Consider the following 18,362-nt stretch of genomic DNA (forward strand, 5'->3'; position numbering starts at 1 on the left):
TAAGCGAAAAAAGAAGAGAGGGAAAGGTGTGTGGAAGAAAGTAATCGAAAAACTAGGGGTTAAAGTTTACTTCGCAGACCCTTACTCTTCTTGGCAAAAAGGACTATTGAATACTCGAATAAACTACTGAGACAATACTTGAAAAAGAATGAGGACTTCAAAGATATTACCAATAAGCAAGTACTNAATTATGTACAGAAAATCAACTCAAGACCAAGAAAAAACACCAGTACAAAACCCCAATGGCTGTCTGGTTGGAAAATAATAAGTAAATTGTACTAGTAATTTGAATCTACGACAAGAAAAAAGATGGCGATAATTGATATTCTTTGCAGAAATTTATTAGTACTATATTTAGGTGCTTTCATTCGTTATGTAGTTATTTGTATGTTGAAATCGAAGAAGCCTTTTCATGCCATTTTGTATGGTGTGACCGAAAAGAGTAAAGAAGATGAAATATCAAATATCAATAACGAGTTTGTGAATCGCATATATGGTATTGTAGGGTTAATAATTATAGTTATTATTATAGTATTGATAACCAGGTGAAATTATGCTGAAAGTAGAAAGGTAATTTGAGTATCTTTTGTTACCCATATAAGGGTTACGAGCGATACCCTTGTATGGGTATTAATAGCCGTGAGCAATAAATAGGAAAAAACGACGTTAAATAATTGATAACCATAATTAATTAGGGTCTACGAAGTAAAATAAAGGGCCGAATAGTTTGTTGATTCAAAAAATTGTGGTACCTTTGCAAAGCAAAACTCAAAAGAGTAGCAAATTAAAGTGTTGGTGCCATAGCTCAGTTGGTAGAGCAAAGGACTGAAAATCCTTGTGTCCCCGGTTCGATTCCTGGTGGCACCACTCCCTCCCCCCGAAGGCTCGCAGATCTTCAATACCTGAAGACGCGAGCCTTCATTTTTTTTCTGCGAGATGGAAAACTCAGTAATAAGCGTACATTCCGACGAATTCGGGAGTACATAGCCATCATCTCAAATAATTTCCCTAAATTTGCGAATAGTTTATGTCATAATGGTAATGTAGCGATAGATGAATAGGTTTCGCAGATATATAAATCAGAGAGCATCACACTTCTGCTTAGCTATTGCAGCTGTAGTAGCTGTGGGTATGATGGGGAATAGTGTGGTCAAGGCTCAAGGAGTGGAGTCAACTCCTCTCACCCGTTTGGGATATGGTTCACTTGCCGAGACTTCACCCGTCTCATGGCGTGGTATGGGGGGTGTAGGCATCGCTATGAGTAGCGCCAAGGTGATCAACCTCCAAAATCCAGCAGCTTATGGTGCCACAGACTCGCTTTCGTTTGTGATGGATATTGCTGCTTCAATCAATTGGGGTCACAATAAAGATGGTATCAATCGGCATAATGCCCTGATGGGAGGTCTCGACTACTTGGCACTCCAATTCCCGATTTACAAAGGTAGGGTGGCGGTGAGCACGGGTATCGTCCCGCTTTCCAATGTGGGCTACAGTCTCGTGAACGATGTGACGATAGCTGGGCGAGAGAATGCTAATATCATTCGCCAGTCTTTCTCTGGGCAGGGTTCGCTACAATCTTTCTACCTAGGGGTAGGGGCGAGGGTCTATCGTGGACTTTATGCTGGCGCCAATGTGAAGTATCACTTTGGCAAGTTGACTCATACCGTGCACCTGATGCCAAATGCACAAGTGCTCTCTCAAGATTATCAGAGTTACACTATCCGCTTGGATAATTGGGGAGTAGATGTAGGGTTACAGTATAAGTTTCATCTCCCTACAAAGGCACAAGACGAGCTGACACTTGGGCTGACTTATTCACCACGAATGAGGTTTACACCTGAGCTGTTTAGCTACTCCAATACCAACTTTGGATCGAAAAATAAGCCCAATATCACTAATAACTTAGTGAGAGCAGCCTCTTCGCTCCCTCATAAAGTGGGCGTAGGGCTGGCGTGGGATATGCCTAAGAAGATGACTTTGGCTGCTGACTTTGAAACGCAGCTTTGGGGTGACCAAGCCATCAACAACCCATTCAAGAATGACCAAGTCACCTTTAAGAATAGCTACAGAGGGGCAATTGGAGTACAAGTAACCCCCAATACCTACTCGAGGAGGTATCACGAGAGGATGTACTACCGTGGTGGTGTCAACTATCGTAGCTCTTACCTGTCTATCCCAAGTGTGGGGCAGGTGCAGACCGTAGGAGCATCATTCGGATTAGGGATGCCAGTGACTATGTTTGGCAGTGATAGGACTTCACTTATCAACCTCACCTTGGAGTATAGTCACGACTTCTCGACCCTCCAAAAGAGCTTTTCACAAGATATGCTGAAGCTATCGCTAAGTCTGAATTTCAATGAAACTTGGTTTAGAAAACTAAAAATCTACTAACATAATAAACCGAATGCCTCACATGCCATCAAATAGCAAACGAATAGAGGCTGAAGGCATTCAGTCGGAATAAAAAAGGCAACATACTAAAAAAGGAATAACGATGAAAAGAAGTTTTTTACTACTGTCGGCTCTGCTATTGAGCCTGTTTAGCCTAGCATCTGTGAGTGCACAGACTGGGGTGGAGTCGGGGACTCCTTTCGGTCACGGCAATGATAGCATTCAGTGCCGAAGAAATATCACCTTCTATAAGACCTATCACCAGAGTGGCAATTATAAGGATGCCTACGACTTCTGGGAGAAAGTATATACCGCATGCCCTGCAGCGAGCAAGGATACCTATATTATAGGTGCTGAACTGCTAAACTGGAAGGCCGATCAAAGCCAGACTCCAGAGGAGAAGAAGGAGTGGACTAAGAAGCTGATGGAGATGTACGATACTCGTATCAAGTACTTCGGTGATGATCCTAAGAGTGGTACAGACTATATCCTCGGCAATAAGGTGTCTGACTATATGCGCCTAATGGGCAATGACTCAGACTATGATATGATCTACGGCTGGCTAGAGCCTGTGGTGAAGGCGAAGGGTGCTGAGACCGATCCACTAGCTCTTTCTCAATTTGCTTATGCTTCTATGGCTAGGATGTTTAAGAATCCTGCCCTTAAGGCCAAGTATGTAGATGAGTATATGATGGTGGATGGCTACTACGACCAAAAGATCAAGGAGCTTGAAGCTGCTGGCGATGAAAAGGGTGTTGCTTCGTATAACACCTATAAGGAGAACGCACAGGCAATGTTTGCACAAAGTGGTGCTGCTAGCTGTGAGGTGATGGAGGAGGTCTATGCTCCACAGGTAGAGTCGCATAAGAATGATAAGGAGTACTTGTCCAAGACCATTGCTCTACTTCAGTCTGTTGGTTGTACCGAGAGCAATGTATACTTCGCTATGTCGGAACACCTATTCAATATCGAGCCAACTGCTGACGCCGCCACAGGTATCGCTAATAAGGCCTTTAAGGAGAATAAGTATAGCCGTGCTCGTGAGTACTACGAGAAGGCTATTGAGCTCAGTACTAATGATGTGAAGAAGGGCGAGATCTACTACATGCTCGCAGTGATGAGCTACAAGCAAAATAGCTATAGTGCAGCCCGCACCTACGCCAATCAGGCGATGAACTTCAAGAGTGGCTTTGGTGCCCCAATGCTACTCATAGCCAACATGTACGCAGCTACTGCTAAGAGTATCTACCCAGATGATCCTATCAAGCAGCGTATCGTTTACTGTCTTGCAGTAGATAAGGCACAGCGTGCAAGGTCTATGGACCCAAGCGTTTCTGCAGAGGCAAGCCAGCTGATCAATACTTATAGCCAGCACTTCCCTGCCAAGGAGGATGTATTTATGCACCCTGACCTTGCTCCAGGCGCTTCCTTTACTGTAGGCGGTTGGATTGGTGAATCCACCACTATCCGCACACGATAAGGCTGCCCCACTTCACCCCTGAGGGGCGAAGAGTCTATGAGTGATACCTCATCACGATATATAAGGAAAAGGATACTAGCACAGCCCGGTTTATGGGTCTGTGCTGGTATCCTTTTTTACATTACTTTCTCCCTTTCGGCTTGTAAAAGTAAGAAGGGAGATACCCTTATCAAGGAGGTGGACACACTCCCCTATTCAATGGTGACAAGAGATATCTCTTCGCTCATCTCGGATAGTGGGATTACTAAGTACAAGCTGGAATCACCCGTTTGGTACACCTACAGCGAGCCTGAGGCTAAGTGGTACTTCCCTGAAGGACTATACGTGGAGCAGTTCGATACTCTTTTCCAAACCAAAGCCTCTATCAAGGCAGATACCGCCTACTACTATCAGGATAAAAAGCTATGGGAATTGATCGGTAATGTTGAGGTACTGAGCCGTGAGGGGCAGAGGTACTTTGGACATTCTCTCTACTGGGATGAAGAGCTGGCTGAGGTGTACTCTCACGAGCATACCACAATTATCCCTAGTAATGGTCAGCTTATTGAGAGTAAGTATGGCTTCAGAAGCAATCAGAATATGACGCGCTATGAGCTCTACTCTTCCTACGGACATGTGGATGTGGAGGATAAGCCACTAGCTCCTGCCGATAGCACCGCTGTTGCACCGGATAGTATAGTACCTTCACAGCCATATCAAGCTCCCAAGTCTCCAGCCACTCAAAAGTAGTCTATTAAGCAGCCACTATGATATACTTAGCTATCATCATTTGTTTACTTAGCTCAGCTTTCTTTAGCATGTCGGAGATCAGCTTTGTATCAGCCGATCGGCTCAAAGTAGAGCTGGACAAAAGCAGTCAGAATACCCTCTCTCGCATTGCTACCCACTTCTATAAGAATGGCAGCCGATTTATCACTACGGCATTGGTGGGCAATAACATTGTCAATGTGATCTATGGCCTTTTGGTAGCAAAAGCACTGGAGGAGCCACTCACTGCTTTGCTCCATAATGATATAGGGGTGGTGTTGGTACAGACTATTATCTCCACAGCCTTTGTCATCGTATTTGCCGAATATATTCCAAAGGCGATAGGGCAGGCAAAGCCCAATATCGTGATTCGCATCATCACCTTGCCTTTCTTCTTGATCTACATTATACTCTACCCCATCACCCTACTGATCGGGTGGATTAGCAAGCTATTCTTTAAGCTCTTCGGCGTAAAGAATGAGGATGATACCGTGCAACCTCTCACCAAGGTAGACCTTGATTATTTTATTGAGAGCAACGTCAATCAGCAAGAGAATGCCGATGAAGCTCGTATTCTACAAAATGCCTTGGAGTTCTCCGATATTAAAGTCAGAGACTGTCTAGTGCCACGCAATGAAATTACCGCCGTGGGTGACGATCTCACTCGAGAAGAGCTCATTGAGATATTTGATAAAACGGGCTACTCCAAGCTACCTGTATACAAGGAGGATATCGATGATATTATCGGTTATATCCACAGCATTGAGATGTTTAGGATGGGTGATTCACGTGAGTGGCAAAGCCGTATCCTCCCTACAATCTTTATCCCCGAATCCCTTCCAGCCGAAAACGCATTGAAACAACTAATGCAGAAAAAGCGGAGCTTGGCGATAGTGGTAGATGAGCTAGGTGGTACAGCTGGTATGGTCACCCTTGAAGATATCGTGGAGGAGATCTTTGGAGATATTGAGGATGAGCACGATACTCAAAGGATTGCTATGCGGAAGGTAGGGGAGAATGAATACATCATCTCGGGTAGGGCAGAGGTAGATACTCTCAATGAACAGTTTGATCTACAGATACCTGAGAATGAAGACTATCAGACACTAGCAGGATTTATCCTACATTATAGCCAGGAAATTCCTGATGCAGGGGAGGAGTTTACCATACCTCCGCACTTCCAAATACAAGTGCTAAGGGCTACTGGAAATAAGATAACTTTGGTGCGATTACGTAAGATAGAGTCTTGAGGCAAGACAAGACAATAAAGATATTTAGAGATATGTATAGGACAACAACTTGTGGTGCACTTCGTGCAGCCAACGTCGGAGAGGAAGTAACCCTCGCAGGATGGGTACAGAGAAATCGCCGTATGGGAGGAATGAGCTTCATTGACCTTCGCGATAGATACGGCATCACACAGCTAGTATTTAGCCAAGAGCACAATGCTGAGCTGGCGGAGAAAGCTGCTCACCTAGGCCGTGAGTACGTGATTCAGGTAAAAGGAAAGGTGGCTGAGCGCTCATCGAAAAACGACAAGATAGCGACGGGAGATATTGAGGTGATTGTCACCTCTCTCACGGTGCTCAATCAGTCGGATACCCCTCCATTTACCATCGAAGATCAGTCGGATGGCGGTGATGAGCTACGTATGAAGTACCGCTATCTCGACCTGCGTCGTTCCCCCGTTCGTCGTAACCTAGAGCTACGTCATAGGATGGGCATTGCTATTCGTCAGTACTTAGACGGCCTCAATTTCCTCGAGGTGGAGACCCCAGTACTCATCAAGTCTACCCCCGAGGGGGCTAGAGACTTTGTGGTGCCTAGCCGAATGAACCCAGGTGAGTTTTATGCTCTGCCACAGTCGCCTCAGACGTTCAAGCAGCTACTGATGGTGGCTGGTTTTGACCGCTACTTCCAGATCGTGAAGTGCTTTCGCGATGAGGACCTTCGTGCCGACCGCCAACCAGAGTTTACCCAGATAGACTGTGAGATGTCGTTCGTGGAGCAAGAGGATATTATCAATACTTTCGAGGGGCTAAGCAAGCATCTCTTCCACGAGATCCTAGGGATAGAGCAGACAGAAGCCTACCCACGCATCAGTTGGCATGATGCCATGAAGTACTATGGTAGCGATAAGCCCGACACCCGCTTTGGTATGCGGTTTGTAGAGCTAATGGAAGTGCTGCAGGGGCATGGCTTCAAGGTATTCGATGAAGCAAAGTACATCGGAGGTATCTGCGTGAAAGGCGCTGCTAGCTACACTCGCAAACAGCTAGACCAACTCACGGAATTTGTAAAGCAACCTCAGGTGGGAGCCAAGGGAATGGTCTACGCTAGAGTGGGTGAAGACGGCACGGTAAAGAGCAGTGTGGATAAATTCTACAGCCAAGAGGTGCTCCAACAGTTGGCTAAGACTATGAAGGCAGAGGCGGGCGACTTGATCCTGATACTGAGTGGCGACGATGCGATGAAAACTCGTAAACAGCTCGGTACCCTCCGACTTCATGTGGCCGACCAAGAGGGGCTGCTGGATCCAAATACCTTCTCCTGCCTATGGGTGATAGACTTCCCTCTACTCGAGTGGGACGATGAAACCCAGCGCTACTACGCTATGCACCACCCCTTCACCTCACCAAAGCCCGAGGATATTCCACTCCTCGATACCAACCCAGGCGAAGTGCGTGCCAATGCCTATGATATGGTTATCAATGGTGTAGAAGTAGGTGGTGGCTCTATTCGTATCCACGATAGCCAGTTGCAGAAAAAGATGTTTGAAGTCCTTGGATTTACGGACGAAAAGGCCGAGGAGCAGTTTGGATTCTTGATGAATGCCTTTAAGTACGGTGCCCCTCCTCATGGTGGTATCGCTTATGGTTTCGACCGTTGGGTATCGCTTTTTGCCAAACTGGATAGCATCCGTGACACCATCGCTTTCCCAAAGAATAACTCTGGACGCGATGTGATGATCGATGCCCCTTCTCGCCTCGATCAAGAGCAGCTCGACGAGCTCTCCCTATCGCTCGCACCACAGAAAAAGAATTGATTTAACTAGACAAAACAAATTGACATGAAAAAGATTACAAGCTATTTATCCATTGTAGTACTGACCTTTGCACTCGCAGCGTGCTCTGTGATAGGTGGAAATACCCCCGAAAAGGTGTCAGAGGACTTCTTCAACTACCTCAACCAAGGCAATAAAAGTGAGGCGATGAAATTGATTTCTAGTGATGCCTCAGCCCTAAGCGATACAGAGGTCTCTCTTGCAATAGAGGGATTAAAGGTTGTATCTAAGTCGCTAAAGGTATACAATGCCATTGCGGAGAAAGAGGTCAGCACCAATGTCGCTGATTATGTCTCTTTTGATGAGAAAAGCAAGGAGGATAACCAAGCAACCGTAGAGATGACTATAGATACCAAAGAAGCTATTGGCGATAATGGAGGCCAATACAAAACCTCTACTATCTATCTAGTCAAAGAAGAGGGCAACTGGAAGATCCAAAGCATCCGCTAACCAACTCCCCCTCACTTATAATAAAATACCCGTGGACCGCTTGTCGTTCCACGGGTATTTTATTTGGTCATATGATATATACTAGCTATCTTTGCGGTATAAGAAACAAGGCGGTGTATATTTACGACCCCTGAGGACGAGTCAGGTAGGCGACGGGATATAATACCGCCTTTTTTTATATCAGCTTCAGGGGTTACGCATTAGAAAGGTGTGGTTTCCTAGAAAAGGTTGTCCGACCCACAAGGGGTCGTGGGATGGGCGGTGGATGACCATTAATCCCCCGGTCGTTCGGGCTGTGCCCTCCGACACGGGGGCTACGACAAATCGGACCTCCTCACGGAGGTCCTTACCCATTGATTCTCTGATGAATATCTCATGGCAAGACTCTTCTAATGCGTAACTCCCAACCTATTCTTCTTCAGTAGCTACTCATTAGATAGTCTCTTATATCTTATACCGACGAGCCTGCTCCAGCTCCCGCTTCATATCTCGCTCCTTGAGATCTTGGCGCTTGTCGTATTGCTTCTTACCCCTTGCCACACCTATCTCCAGCTTGGCAAGCCCCTTAGCATTGATATAGAGCTTTAGTGGCACAATGGTCAGCCCCACATTCTTCACCACCTCCGCCAGTTCCCTTATCTCCTTTTTATTGAGGAGTAGTTTCCGGTCACGCCGAGCCGTGTGGTTATTGTAGCTACCATAGAAGTACTCAGGGATATAGATATTCTTAGCCCACACCTCCCCACGGTCCACGATACAAAACGTATCCACCAGAGAGGCCTTGCCCAGGCGTAGCGACTTGATCTCGGTCCCCAGCAACACCAATCCAGCAGTGTAGGTATCGAGTATCTCATAGTCAAAGGTAGCCCGTCTATTCTTAATCAACACACGAGTCCCAAACTTCGCCTTATCTTTATTCTTCTTCGCCATAACTCCGCAAAGTTAATCAAATCCACCGACACCACCTACGCCTCCACCTTGTGGCGATAGGGGTCCCCCTGCAAAGCACAACTCAAACGATACAGAAGAATGGGAGAAAATAATGCCTCAAAGCCCGATTTATAACGGCTTGATATCCACCGCCATATAGAGGTGAAAACTGAGTTGCAACTAACCGATCGACGAGTTGCAACTAAACAATTGCCGAGTTGCAACTAAGCATTTGCTTTGTTGCATCTCCACTTTTACCCTACTTGCATAGAGGTTTTATAGAGGTACTTCATTGAATGATCAGGTGTTCGTGCTGCGCCTCTAGCACATGGGCTACGACAAGTCGGTCTGACTGATAACTTAAGTATATACTTCTAATGCGGATGCTCTACTTTTAGAGATAGGGCTAAAGGCATTATGATAATCAATTTGATCCTTTCATACAAAGGATGATTCCCCATCATACGACTAATCAAAGGGTTCAATACAATGAAACTCCTAATGCATTAGTGCCAAGATTCTATTGATTGTAATGCTATTAGATAAATTATTGCTAACTTTGGGTGTAAAAGCAATAAGTGTTGTTAATGTTTTGATGTGTTAACAGTAAAACTTTATCAGATTATAGCTCATTAAAGTCTGTGGATAACACACACTAACGACTAACAATCTATCCTACTTTTAGTAAAACTTAAAACAACAAACAGTATGAAAATGGTCAAAACTTATGCTGCAGGCTGGGTGCGGTATACGATCTTATCCCTTCTGCTTGCACTATGGGTAGCCCCATCTGCACTAGCTCAGACCGTGACCGTTACTGGTACGGTTCACGATACCGAAGGGTATGAAGTGATCGGTGCTTCAGTAACCGTAGTAGGGCACCAAGGTCTAGGCATTGCCACCGACCTCAATGGAGCTTTTAAGTTGCAGAATGTACCCTCTAATGGCACTCTGCGCATCTCCTTTGTAGGTATGAAGACTCAAGACATCCCGCTTAATGGGCGTACCCACTTAGAGGTGATTCTGGAGCCCGATAATGAGCTTCTTGACGAAGTAGTGGTGACCGCTCTCGGAATTAAGCGTGAGAAGAGGTCGCTCGGCTATGCTATTCAGGAGCTAAAAGGTGAGGACCTTCTCTCCTCTAGAGAGTCCAATGTCACCAATGCTCTTTCAGGTAAGATCGCAGGTCTTCAAGTAGTCAAAGGTGGTGGCGGTATTGCCGGCTCCTCAAAAATTGTACTCCGTGGTAATAACTCCCTAACGGGCGATAACCAACCGCTCATCGTGGTGGATGGTGTGCCAATGGACAACTTTACAGGAGCTTCCAATAATGACTTCTGGAACCCCTCTCTTGATATGGGTAACGGATTAGGCGACCTCAACCCCAATGATATCGCCTCCATGTCGGTCCTCAAGGGAGCTAGCGCAGCAGCCCTTTATGGCTCACGGGCAGGAAATGGTGTGATATTGATTACCACCAAGAGTGGACAGGCTCAGAAGGGGCTTGGCATCAGTATCCATTCTACCACGGGCTTTGAAACCATATTTATGGTACCTAAGGTACAGAAAAGCTATGCCCAAGGCTCGTATGGTGTGTTTGATACCGAATCGGGTGCTAGCTGGGGACCTAAGATTGAGGGTCAAGAGGTCACCCACTGGGATGGCACTAAGGCACCTCTAGCATATTATGACAATATTGCCAACTTCCTCAACACAGGTATCAATACCCAAAACTCTGTAGCACTCTCTAGACAACTAGGCAAAGGCTCATCGGTATACGCTTCGATTACCCACTCCTATAATAAGGATATGACTCCAGAGTCAAAGCTCAACCGTCTCAACATGATCACAAGGTTTGTCTCTAAGTTTGGAGCCGATGATGCTTGGACCGCCGATGCCAAAGTTCAGTACATCAATACCAATGTACATAACCGCCCCATCGCAGGTAACCGCTCCGAAAACTACTTCGGAACACTCCTCACCATGCCTGGCAACGTAGATATCACACAGCTTAGCCAAGCCGTTAATGATATGGGATACCATATCTGGTACAATCCAAAGTCAGGGCTCAACCCTTACTGGGCTACTAAGTACAGTCAAAATGATGACCAGCGTGACCGCTTCCTGATTAGCGGTTCGCTAAAGTATCAGTTTACAGACTGGCTATCGGCAGAGATCCGTTCTGGTGCAGATATCTACACCACCAACAACGAGAGTAAGATGTATGCCTACGGACCTATCAAGGCCAATGGCTCCTACAGCACCTCCAAGGATGTATTTAAGGAGACCAACCACAGCTTCCTGATTACCGCTGGCAAGGATGAGCTATTTGGTGACTTCGGTCTTCACGGAACCTTCGGAGGTAACTTGATGCACCGCAGCTTCTCTAGTATTGGTGTGACAGTTGGTGAATTGACCGTCCCCAACCTCTTTAGCGTCAATAATAGCAAGGGAATGCCTGCACTACCACAGTCAGCGAGTGAGCACAAGATCAATTCACTCTACGGAACGTTGCAGCTCAATTACGCTGGTATGGTCTATCTTGATCTCACCGGTCGTAACGATTGGTCCTCTACATTGAGCAAGGCCAATAGATCCTTCTTCTATCCATCGGCCAGCCTTTCATTCATCTTCTCAGATGCGCTCAGAAAAGCGACAAGTAGCGACCTATCGTGGCTTACCTTTGCCAAGATTAGAGGTTCGTACGCATCAGTGGGTAACGACATGGGCCCTTACCAGCTCTACAATACCTACTCCATTAATAAGGATCCTAACGGCAATGTGGTAGCCTCCAAAAATGAAGTGCTGTTCAACCCAGACGTAAAGAGTGAGCTGATCCACTCTTGGGAGCTGGGATTAGAGGCAAAACTATTGGATAGCCGCCTCAATTTTGACCTCGCTTTCTACAAGTCCAATGCCGTTAATCAGCTACTCAATATCCCAATCAATGGTCTTGAAGGATATAAGTATAAAAAGATCAATGCTGGAGATATTGAGAATAAGGGATTTGAGTTGATGGTTAATGCAGTCCCTGTCATCACTAATGACTTCACATGGGACCTTACACTCAACCTCTCCAAGAACGTCAATACGGTTAAGGAGCTAGCAGAGGGCGTGACACAGTACCAGCTAGGAGCCTTTGACAATGTCCATGTACTTGCCGCTGCTGGCGAGCGCTATGGTGTGATCTACGGAACCAAGTTTGCTAGAGTAGAGGACGAAAAGAGTCCTTACTACGGCAAGGTAATAGTAGATGAAGAGGGTATTCCTACCGCAGCACCAGGTTCACATTTCCTAGGCAATCAGCAACCCGACTTTATGGCCGGTATTACCAATACCTTTACCTACAAAAACCTCTCTCTCAGTTTCCAGATTGATGGTCGCTTTGGAGGTAAGATATTCAGTTTCACCAACCGTATGCTTAAGGCCAATGGTCGCTCCTATGTGACGGCACCTGATGGTAATAGAGATAAGATCACTTATGATGGCGTACAGCTCGTCAATGGTAAGTATCAGCCTAATACTGCTAAGACCGATCCTCAAGACTTCTGGACCAAGCTAGAGAGCAGGAGTAGTGGCAACGTAGGTATCACTGAGGAAAACCTTTTCGATGCCACCAACATCAGGCTTCGTAACCTCTCAATCAACTACGTGCTACCACATAAGCTGCTCGACGGCACAGCTATTCAGGGTGCTTCCATAGGGCTCTCTGCCAATAACCTCTGGATGATTAAGAGCTATATGGATGGTGTCGATCCTGAGTCGGTGTATGCGACTGGCTCCAATGCTGTAGGACTAGAGGCGCTTGCCCCACCTACCAATCGCTCTTATTATATCAACCTATCGATTAACTTTTAAGCCTAATAAGAGAATAATATATTTATGAAACATCTTAATATTATACTTGTAGGACTGGCGACACTCCTCTTAGGTGGCTTGGTAACTGCATGTAGCGACTTTGACGACCTTAATAGAAGTCCTTTCGAAGCGGGTGCCAACCAAGTACAGGTGGAGTACTTTATCAATAATGCCATTATTAGTGCACAGATGAATCCCGACGTGGCTGAGCGTTCCTTTGTCCTCTATTGGAAGGATGCTGGCCATATGGATCGCGTCGGGTCACTCTCTCAAAACTTCACCAACGACGGGTGGACTCAAGCTTACTTTGACCAAGTAACCTCTTGGCTCACCCACATCAATTCTGCTATCTCTCTATACCAAGAGCAGAAGGCAGAAGGTAATACCAAGACCTATAGCAATAATCTCTATCAAGTGGCACGTATTTGGCGTGTCTACCTGATGAGTGAGTTTACCGACAACTTCGGTACCATGCCTATCAATAGCTTCCAGGGAGAAAAGGTACAGTTCAATACCACTGAAGAGGTTTACACCTTTATGCTCAAGGAGCTCAAAGAGGCAGTGGCTGGTTTTGACACCAATACCGTGAGTGGCGACATTACTAATCTGGACCCTGCTTATGGTTACGATTTCGATAAGTGGGCAAAGTATGGCAACTCGCTGCGTATGCGACTAGCAATGCGTATCTCAGGAGCCAATCCTACTTTAGCAAAAACTGAGTTTGAAGAGGCCGCTAAGGGAGGTAAGTATATCTCCACCTTTGATGATAACTTTGCCGTCCAAGAGCGCCCAGGTTGGGATGCGCTTACCGGTGTGATGAGCCGTGAGTGGAATATGCAATACCTCTCTCCTACGCTCAATAACCTCTATCTCGGTCTCGGTGGTATCACTTCCGAGACACAGGTAGGTGCCTATGCTAGAGCAGCTGTAGCCAAACTTAATGAAGGTCGTAAAAAACCTATCACTCTTAAGTTCTGTGATCCTGATTATATGGGCGTTAAGTGGGAAGGCTACTTCAGCAGCAAAACTAATGACCCATCAGCAGGATATTGGAGCGATGGACTGCCCTATAGTATTGACCCACGTGCTTACAAGGGTTATAATATTCCTGGTGATATTAATAATCCACACTTCAATAAGTACCCCTCATGGGCAACGGGTAATGTAACCAATACTGAGCGGGCACTTCTACTGCCAAAGCCTGAGGGTGTAGAGAAGCAAGATACACTTGTGGTAGTTAATTCAGCTTTCGCATGGAATACCTCCACGCCAGGCAATTGGGGTGAGATGGGGTCTATCAACAGGGTCTATAGCTTCCCAGGCTCTATGCCAAGGCTAGTCAATGAGTTTAGGAATAGTAGCATGAAGCGCGTATTCTTTGGCTCTTGGGAGAGCTACTTCCTTTTGGCCGAAGCAGCCCTTAATGGGTGGTCGGTAGGAATCGACGCCAAGGAGGCGTACGAAGCTGGTATCAAGGAGAGCTTCACCTACTGGGATAAGTGCTTCCCAGATAATACGATCTCAAAATATCTCACTGATTACCTTGCCTCTGAGGAGTACAATAGAGTGGGTACCTCTGTGAGCTGGGATCATACAGCTGAGCCACCAGCTACTAAGGAGGTTAGCTATCTCGATGCCAAAACAAAGGAGATGAAAGAGACCACCTTTACCTATCCTGCTAATCAACTCTATAAGAATGGACAGGTGAAGAATGACCACCTCACCAAGATCATCACACAGAAGTTCATCGCACAAGTGCCATGGTTGCCACTCGAGACATGGAGTGACCATAGAAGACTTGGCTTGCCATTCTTTGAGAACCCCGTAGTGGAAAAGACCATCGAAGGCTTCGATGCACTGACCACTACCAACTATATGGAGAGCAAGTGGGAGTTCTTCCCACAGAGGCTACCATTCCCTACCTCTCTTAAGAATAACGTGCCTGAATCCTATAAGGACGCAGTGGATAAGCTGGGAGGACCAGACAACATATACACTAAAATGTGGTGGTCTGCAAAACCCTAAGAGGTTCATTAAATAATTAATCCTCCACTTGGAGGTAATAAGAGAGCCACTTCTAGATCGCTAGAAGTGGCTCTCTGCATACAATAGTCTTATTTCAACACCACCTGGGGAAGGGCGAAGGACCTCACGGGAGTCCTTACCTCATCGGGGGTGTCTTTATCGCGGGCACCTTATCGGACAGGTCGGAAAAACGATGCCTCGTCCGATTTGTCCGATTTGTCCGATAAGGCACCACCGATAAGGTACCCCCAGCCAAAGCATCCGACAGGGTGCCATTCAGCTAGCCCTCGGTCAAGACTCGCAGAGCCATTCTACAACTTCCAGAAGTGTGCAACTGGGTTGCGAGCGATAATATCTACCTTTGCGGGCGGAAGGGGGAAGTGATTAGTATATAGTGTATATCTTATGAGGCGATTATTTTTGTTGGTATCCCTACTGATGATGGTAGGCGTTTTGGGAGTTTCGGCACAGGAGCTCCGAGGAGTAGTTTATGACGAAGCTGGGGACCCCCTTCCCTATGCCACCATTAAGGTGAAAAGCATCGGGGAGGGCAAGGTGCTTACTGGGGGCGTAACTCGTGACGATGGCTCTTTCGCATTACAGATAGGCAATCATCAGTTACCACTATTGCTCGAGGCGAGTTTGATCGGCTTTGCTCCAAAAGAAGTGAAGTGCGATAGTTTCTCTACTTATCAGATCGTGCTGGAGGAGAGTGCCCTAGTGCTAGAAGAGGTCTCCGTCACTGCCAATCGCATCACACACCGAATGGTGGCTGGCGGTATCAGCACCTCCATAGAGGCCTCACCGCTCGCACACCTCTCGGATATCTATAGCGTGCTCCGAGGAGTGCCATTAGTTGAGATCGAGGGTACTGAGGTACGGGTAGCCGGCAAAGGGACCCCCATCATTTACATCAATGACCGACTGATGACCGACCCCAATCAGCTACGCAATCTCAAGCCTTACCTCATTCGTGATATTGAGGTACTCACCAATCCTGGTGCCAGGTATAGCTCTTCTACCGAGTCGGTGATCAAGATCTACACCAAACGAGAGCAAGGTACTGGCCTCAGCGGTGAGGCAAAGCTTGATCTTTTTAATCAGATTGGTAGCCCTATAGGTTATCAACCCTATCTTCGCCTTAATTATCGGCTCAATAATTGGGACTTCTTCACCAGTGTGATGTACCAAGATGAGCAGACCAATCACTCCTTCCCCTCTCTTCGCACACACGGCAAAACTGATCAAAGCGAGTGGATCAATCAATCCACCACTAAGCACAAAGAGGGTGTGCAGACACAGGAGTATACCATTGGTGTCAATTACGAAGATGATGTGCAGAGTGCAGGATTTAGGTATCGTATTGCTGCCGAAAAGGAGGATTCTTGGATGTTCTCCGACCTCACCAGTCACCATCTGAAGCCTGCTCCCGAAGTGGTAGAGCGCTACTTTAGCAAGTCCCAGACCTTGAAACCATGGAATATCTCACACCGCCCCAATCTATACTACCTTAGGAGGTTTGGGGATTGGAAGGCACAACTTGACCTCGACTACTACCAGACTAGCATGAGCCAATCTACCGAGAAAGCAGATGAAGGGCATACCGAGGCGTACGAGCTTTCGGGCGTGGAGAATAGGCATGGAGCCAAGTATCAATCGGCAGGTGCACGTTTAGACGTCGCTGGACCACTCTGGGGCGGTCGCCTTGAATTGGGTGGTGAGTACTCTAAGGTACATAACCGCTTCTATAATCAGCTAGATGCCAGTCTCAACCTTAGCGATCTAGATAGCGAGCAGAGGGAGCAACTACTAGCGCTTTACCTGGAGTATCAGCACAAAATAGCCTCCGAATGGCATCTTACTGCTGGGGTGCGTATGGAGCACCTCGAGAATAAGTATATAGATAAGGGGATATTAGATCCCGATAAGAGTCATACTACTACCAATCTATTTCCCACACTAGCAGTCACAGGACGCCTGTGGGGCGTACGTACGGAGCTCTCCTTTAGGAGCCGTATCCACCGACCTAGCTATATTCAGCTACAGCCACAGTATCTATACGTGAGCCGATACGAGTACAAAGTGGGCGACCCAAACCTCAAGGACGCCATAGACTACTCTACCGCCCTCACCTTCAATAAGAGCTGGTTGACCACCATCCTGAGCCATACCTATAGCCGCGACTGTCTCACTCCAGAGACAGGGCTATTTACCGACCCCACTACTGGAGTGGTACGCCCTTATATTACCCTCTTCAAGACGGTCAATGCCCCTCCACATCACGGCCTATCGGCAGCAATGGTAGCTAGCCCTACCATTAAGTGGTGGAAGCCCACCTTTACCCTACGTCTCTCCAAGATGATCGGCTACGACCTTTGGAACTTCGAGGAGCGGATCACTAATCGTAAGGCAACCCTTGCCCTCAGCGTGGCCAATCAATTTACACTCCCCAAGGAGATCAGTATGGTGTTCAACGTAGGTTACACCCCCTTTGGCAACGAGGATAATATGGAGTTCACCGCTCCTATCCTCACCAGCTATGCCGAGATCTCCAAGCGGTGGCTTAAGGAGCAAAACCTCATCACCACCCTCTCCGTGAGCAATCTCTTCAATACCACCCACTCCGTACGTACCGCCACTAGATACAGCGTGATGGAATCCACCGAGCGCGTGCCACCACGTATCGCCTTCACCATCTCCTACCGCTTCAATAGCTCCAAGGATAAGTACCAAGGCACCGGCGCCCTCGAGTCAGTCATCGACCGTATGAAAGTGGGTCACGACTAATCAGTGCCTCACCAAAAGGTACCTCACCAGACAAGTCGGACAGGTTGGCAAATCATCGCCACTGTCCGACTTGTCTGCTTTACCTGTTCTGTCTGATAATGGGTAACTCTCCAGGGGTTACGCATTAGAAGAGAGTATTGTACGAATGATCATATACAAGCTGTTGAAGATAATGGAGTAAGGACCTCGGCAGAGGTCCCTCTTAAATAAGCACAGGTCAAAGGGGCGTTAGCCCCGCATGACCTGTGTGCAAGAGCATATTCACCACCTCGTTGACCCCGGCTGAGGGGTCAGATCTAGAGATAGGGTTGTCCGACCCCTCGGCCGGGGTCGCAAGGATATTTTACACCTATCTGTCTTGTCCTAGAAAAAGTTGACTCATAGATAGATTTTTATGAGTAAGTTTGTAAAAAGGAGTCAACTCCAGAAGATTTATTTTGACCGAGTTATTCACCTCTATTTTGAGGAAAACTTAGGTTACACCCAGATTTCACACCTTGTTCCTATTGGTAGGACTACGATCCTGGAGTGGGTTCATAGGTACCTAGATTCTGGGTTAGACGAAGTTATAGAGATGAAGGCGAAGAAAAAGAAGAGACAAGAAGAGCACCGCGGATATCGTAGGTATTA

General features: G+C 46.8%; 10 protein-coding genes, 1 tRNA gene and 2 pseudogenes. 12 read left to right on the forward strand and 1 reads right to left on the reverse strand.

Annotated features, from left to right (window positions below; all coding sequences use genetic code 11):
- The 8 genes and pseudogenes from A3GK_RS11865 to A3GK_RS0108525 form a co-directional block, all read left to right on the forward strand.
- Positions 1-272, forward strand: a pseudogene (locus A3GK_RS11865) (IS30 family transposase); the annotation flags it as partial.
- Positions 273-794: 522 nt separating this feature from the next.
- Positions 795-867, forward strand: a tRNA-Phe gene (locus tag A3GK_RS0108495).
- A gap of 186 nt (positions 868-1,053) precedes the next feature.
- On the forward strand, positions 1,054-2,391 hold the full coding sequence (locus A3GK_RS0108500) for a hypothetical protein (RefSeq protein WP_211205463.1): 1,338 nt from the start codon (positions 1,054-1,056) through the stop codon (positions 2,389-2,391).
- A gap of 103 nt (positions 2,392-2,494) precedes the next feature.
- The gene (locus A3GK_RS0108505) at positions 2,495-3,871 is read left to right on the forward strand and encodes a tetratricopeptide repeat protein (protein ID WP_018029032.1); all 1,377 of its coding nucleotides are present in this window, start codon (positions 2,495-2,497) and stop codon (positions 3,869-3,871) included.
- Between the two features lie 36 nt (positions 3,872-3,907).
- Positions 3,908-4,600, forward strand: coding sequence for an LptA/OstA family protein (locus tag A3GK_RS10710; protein ID WP_018029033.1), 693 nt, complete (start codon positions 3,908-3,910; stop codon positions 4,598-4,600).
- 17 nt (positions 4,601-4,617) lie between these two features.
- On the forward strand, positions 4,618-5,868 hold the full coding sequence (locus tag A3GK_RS0108515; RefSeq protein ID WP_026161812.1) for a hemolysin family protein: 1,251 nt from the start codon (positions 4,618-4,620) through the stop codon (positions 5,866-5,868).
- A 32-nt stretch (positions 5,869-5,900) separates the two neighbouring features.
- Positions 5,901-7,664 (forward strand): aspartate--tRNA ligase, encoded by a 1,764-nt coding sequence (gene aspS, locus A3GK_RS0108520; protein WP_018029035.1) that lies wholly within the window; start codon positions 5,901-5,903, stop codon positions 7,662-7,664.
- Between the two features lie 24 nt (positions 7,665-7,688).
- Positions 7,689-8,132 carry a DUF4878 domain-containing protein gene (locus tag A3GK_RS0108525; RefSeq protein ID WP_018029036.1) on the forward strand — a complete coding sequence of 148 codons (444 nt, stop codon included), beginning with the start codon at positions 7,689-7,691 and terminating at the stop codon, positions 8,130-8,132.
- Positions 8,133-8,576: 444 nt separating this feature from the next.
- On the opposite strand, the gene smpB is transcribed toward A3GK_RS0108525, so the two are convergent.
- Entirely contained in the window at positions 8,577-9,062 is a 486-nt protein-coding gene (smpB, locus tag A3GK_RS0108530) for an SsrA-binding protein SmpB (RefSeq protein WP_018029037.1), read from the reverse strand.
- Positions 9,063-9,770: 708 nt separating this feature from the next.
- Here smpB and A3GK_RS0108535 point away from each other — a divergent pair.
- The 4 genes and pseudogenes from A3GK_RS0108535 to A3GK_RS0108550 all read left to right on the forward strand — a co-directional run.
- Entirely contained in the window at positions 9,771-12,920 is a 3,150-nt protein-coding gene (locus A3GK_RS0108535; RefSeq protein ID WP_018029038.1) for a SusC/RagA family TonB-linked outer membrane protein, read from the forward strand.
- A gap of 24 nt (positions 12,921-12,944) precedes the next feature.
- Positions 12,945-14,945, forward strand: a complete 2,001-nt coding sequence (locus A3GK_RS0108540; protein ID WP_018029039.1) for a SusD/RagB family nutrient-binding outer membrane lipoprotein — start codon at positions 12,945-12,947, stop codon at positions 14,943-14,945.
- A gap of 405 nt (positions 14,946-15,350) precedes the next feature.
- Positions 15,351-17,732 (forward strand): TonB-dependent receptor domain-containing protein, encoded by a 2,382-nt coding sequence (locus A3GK_RS0108545; protein ID WP_155799484.1) that lies wholly within the window; start codon positions 15,351-15,353, stop codon positions 17,730-17,732.
- Positions 17,733-18,126: 394 nt separating this feature from the next.
- A pseudogene (locus tag A3GK_RS0108550) lies at positions 18,127-18,362 on the forward strand (hypothetical protein); the annotation flags it as partial.

This window comes from Porphyromonas somerae DSM 23386 (genome assembly GCF_000372405.1).
Lineage (GTDB): Bacteria > Bacteroidota > Bacteroidia > Bacteroidales > Porphyromonadaceae > Porphyromonas_A > Porphyromonas_A somerae.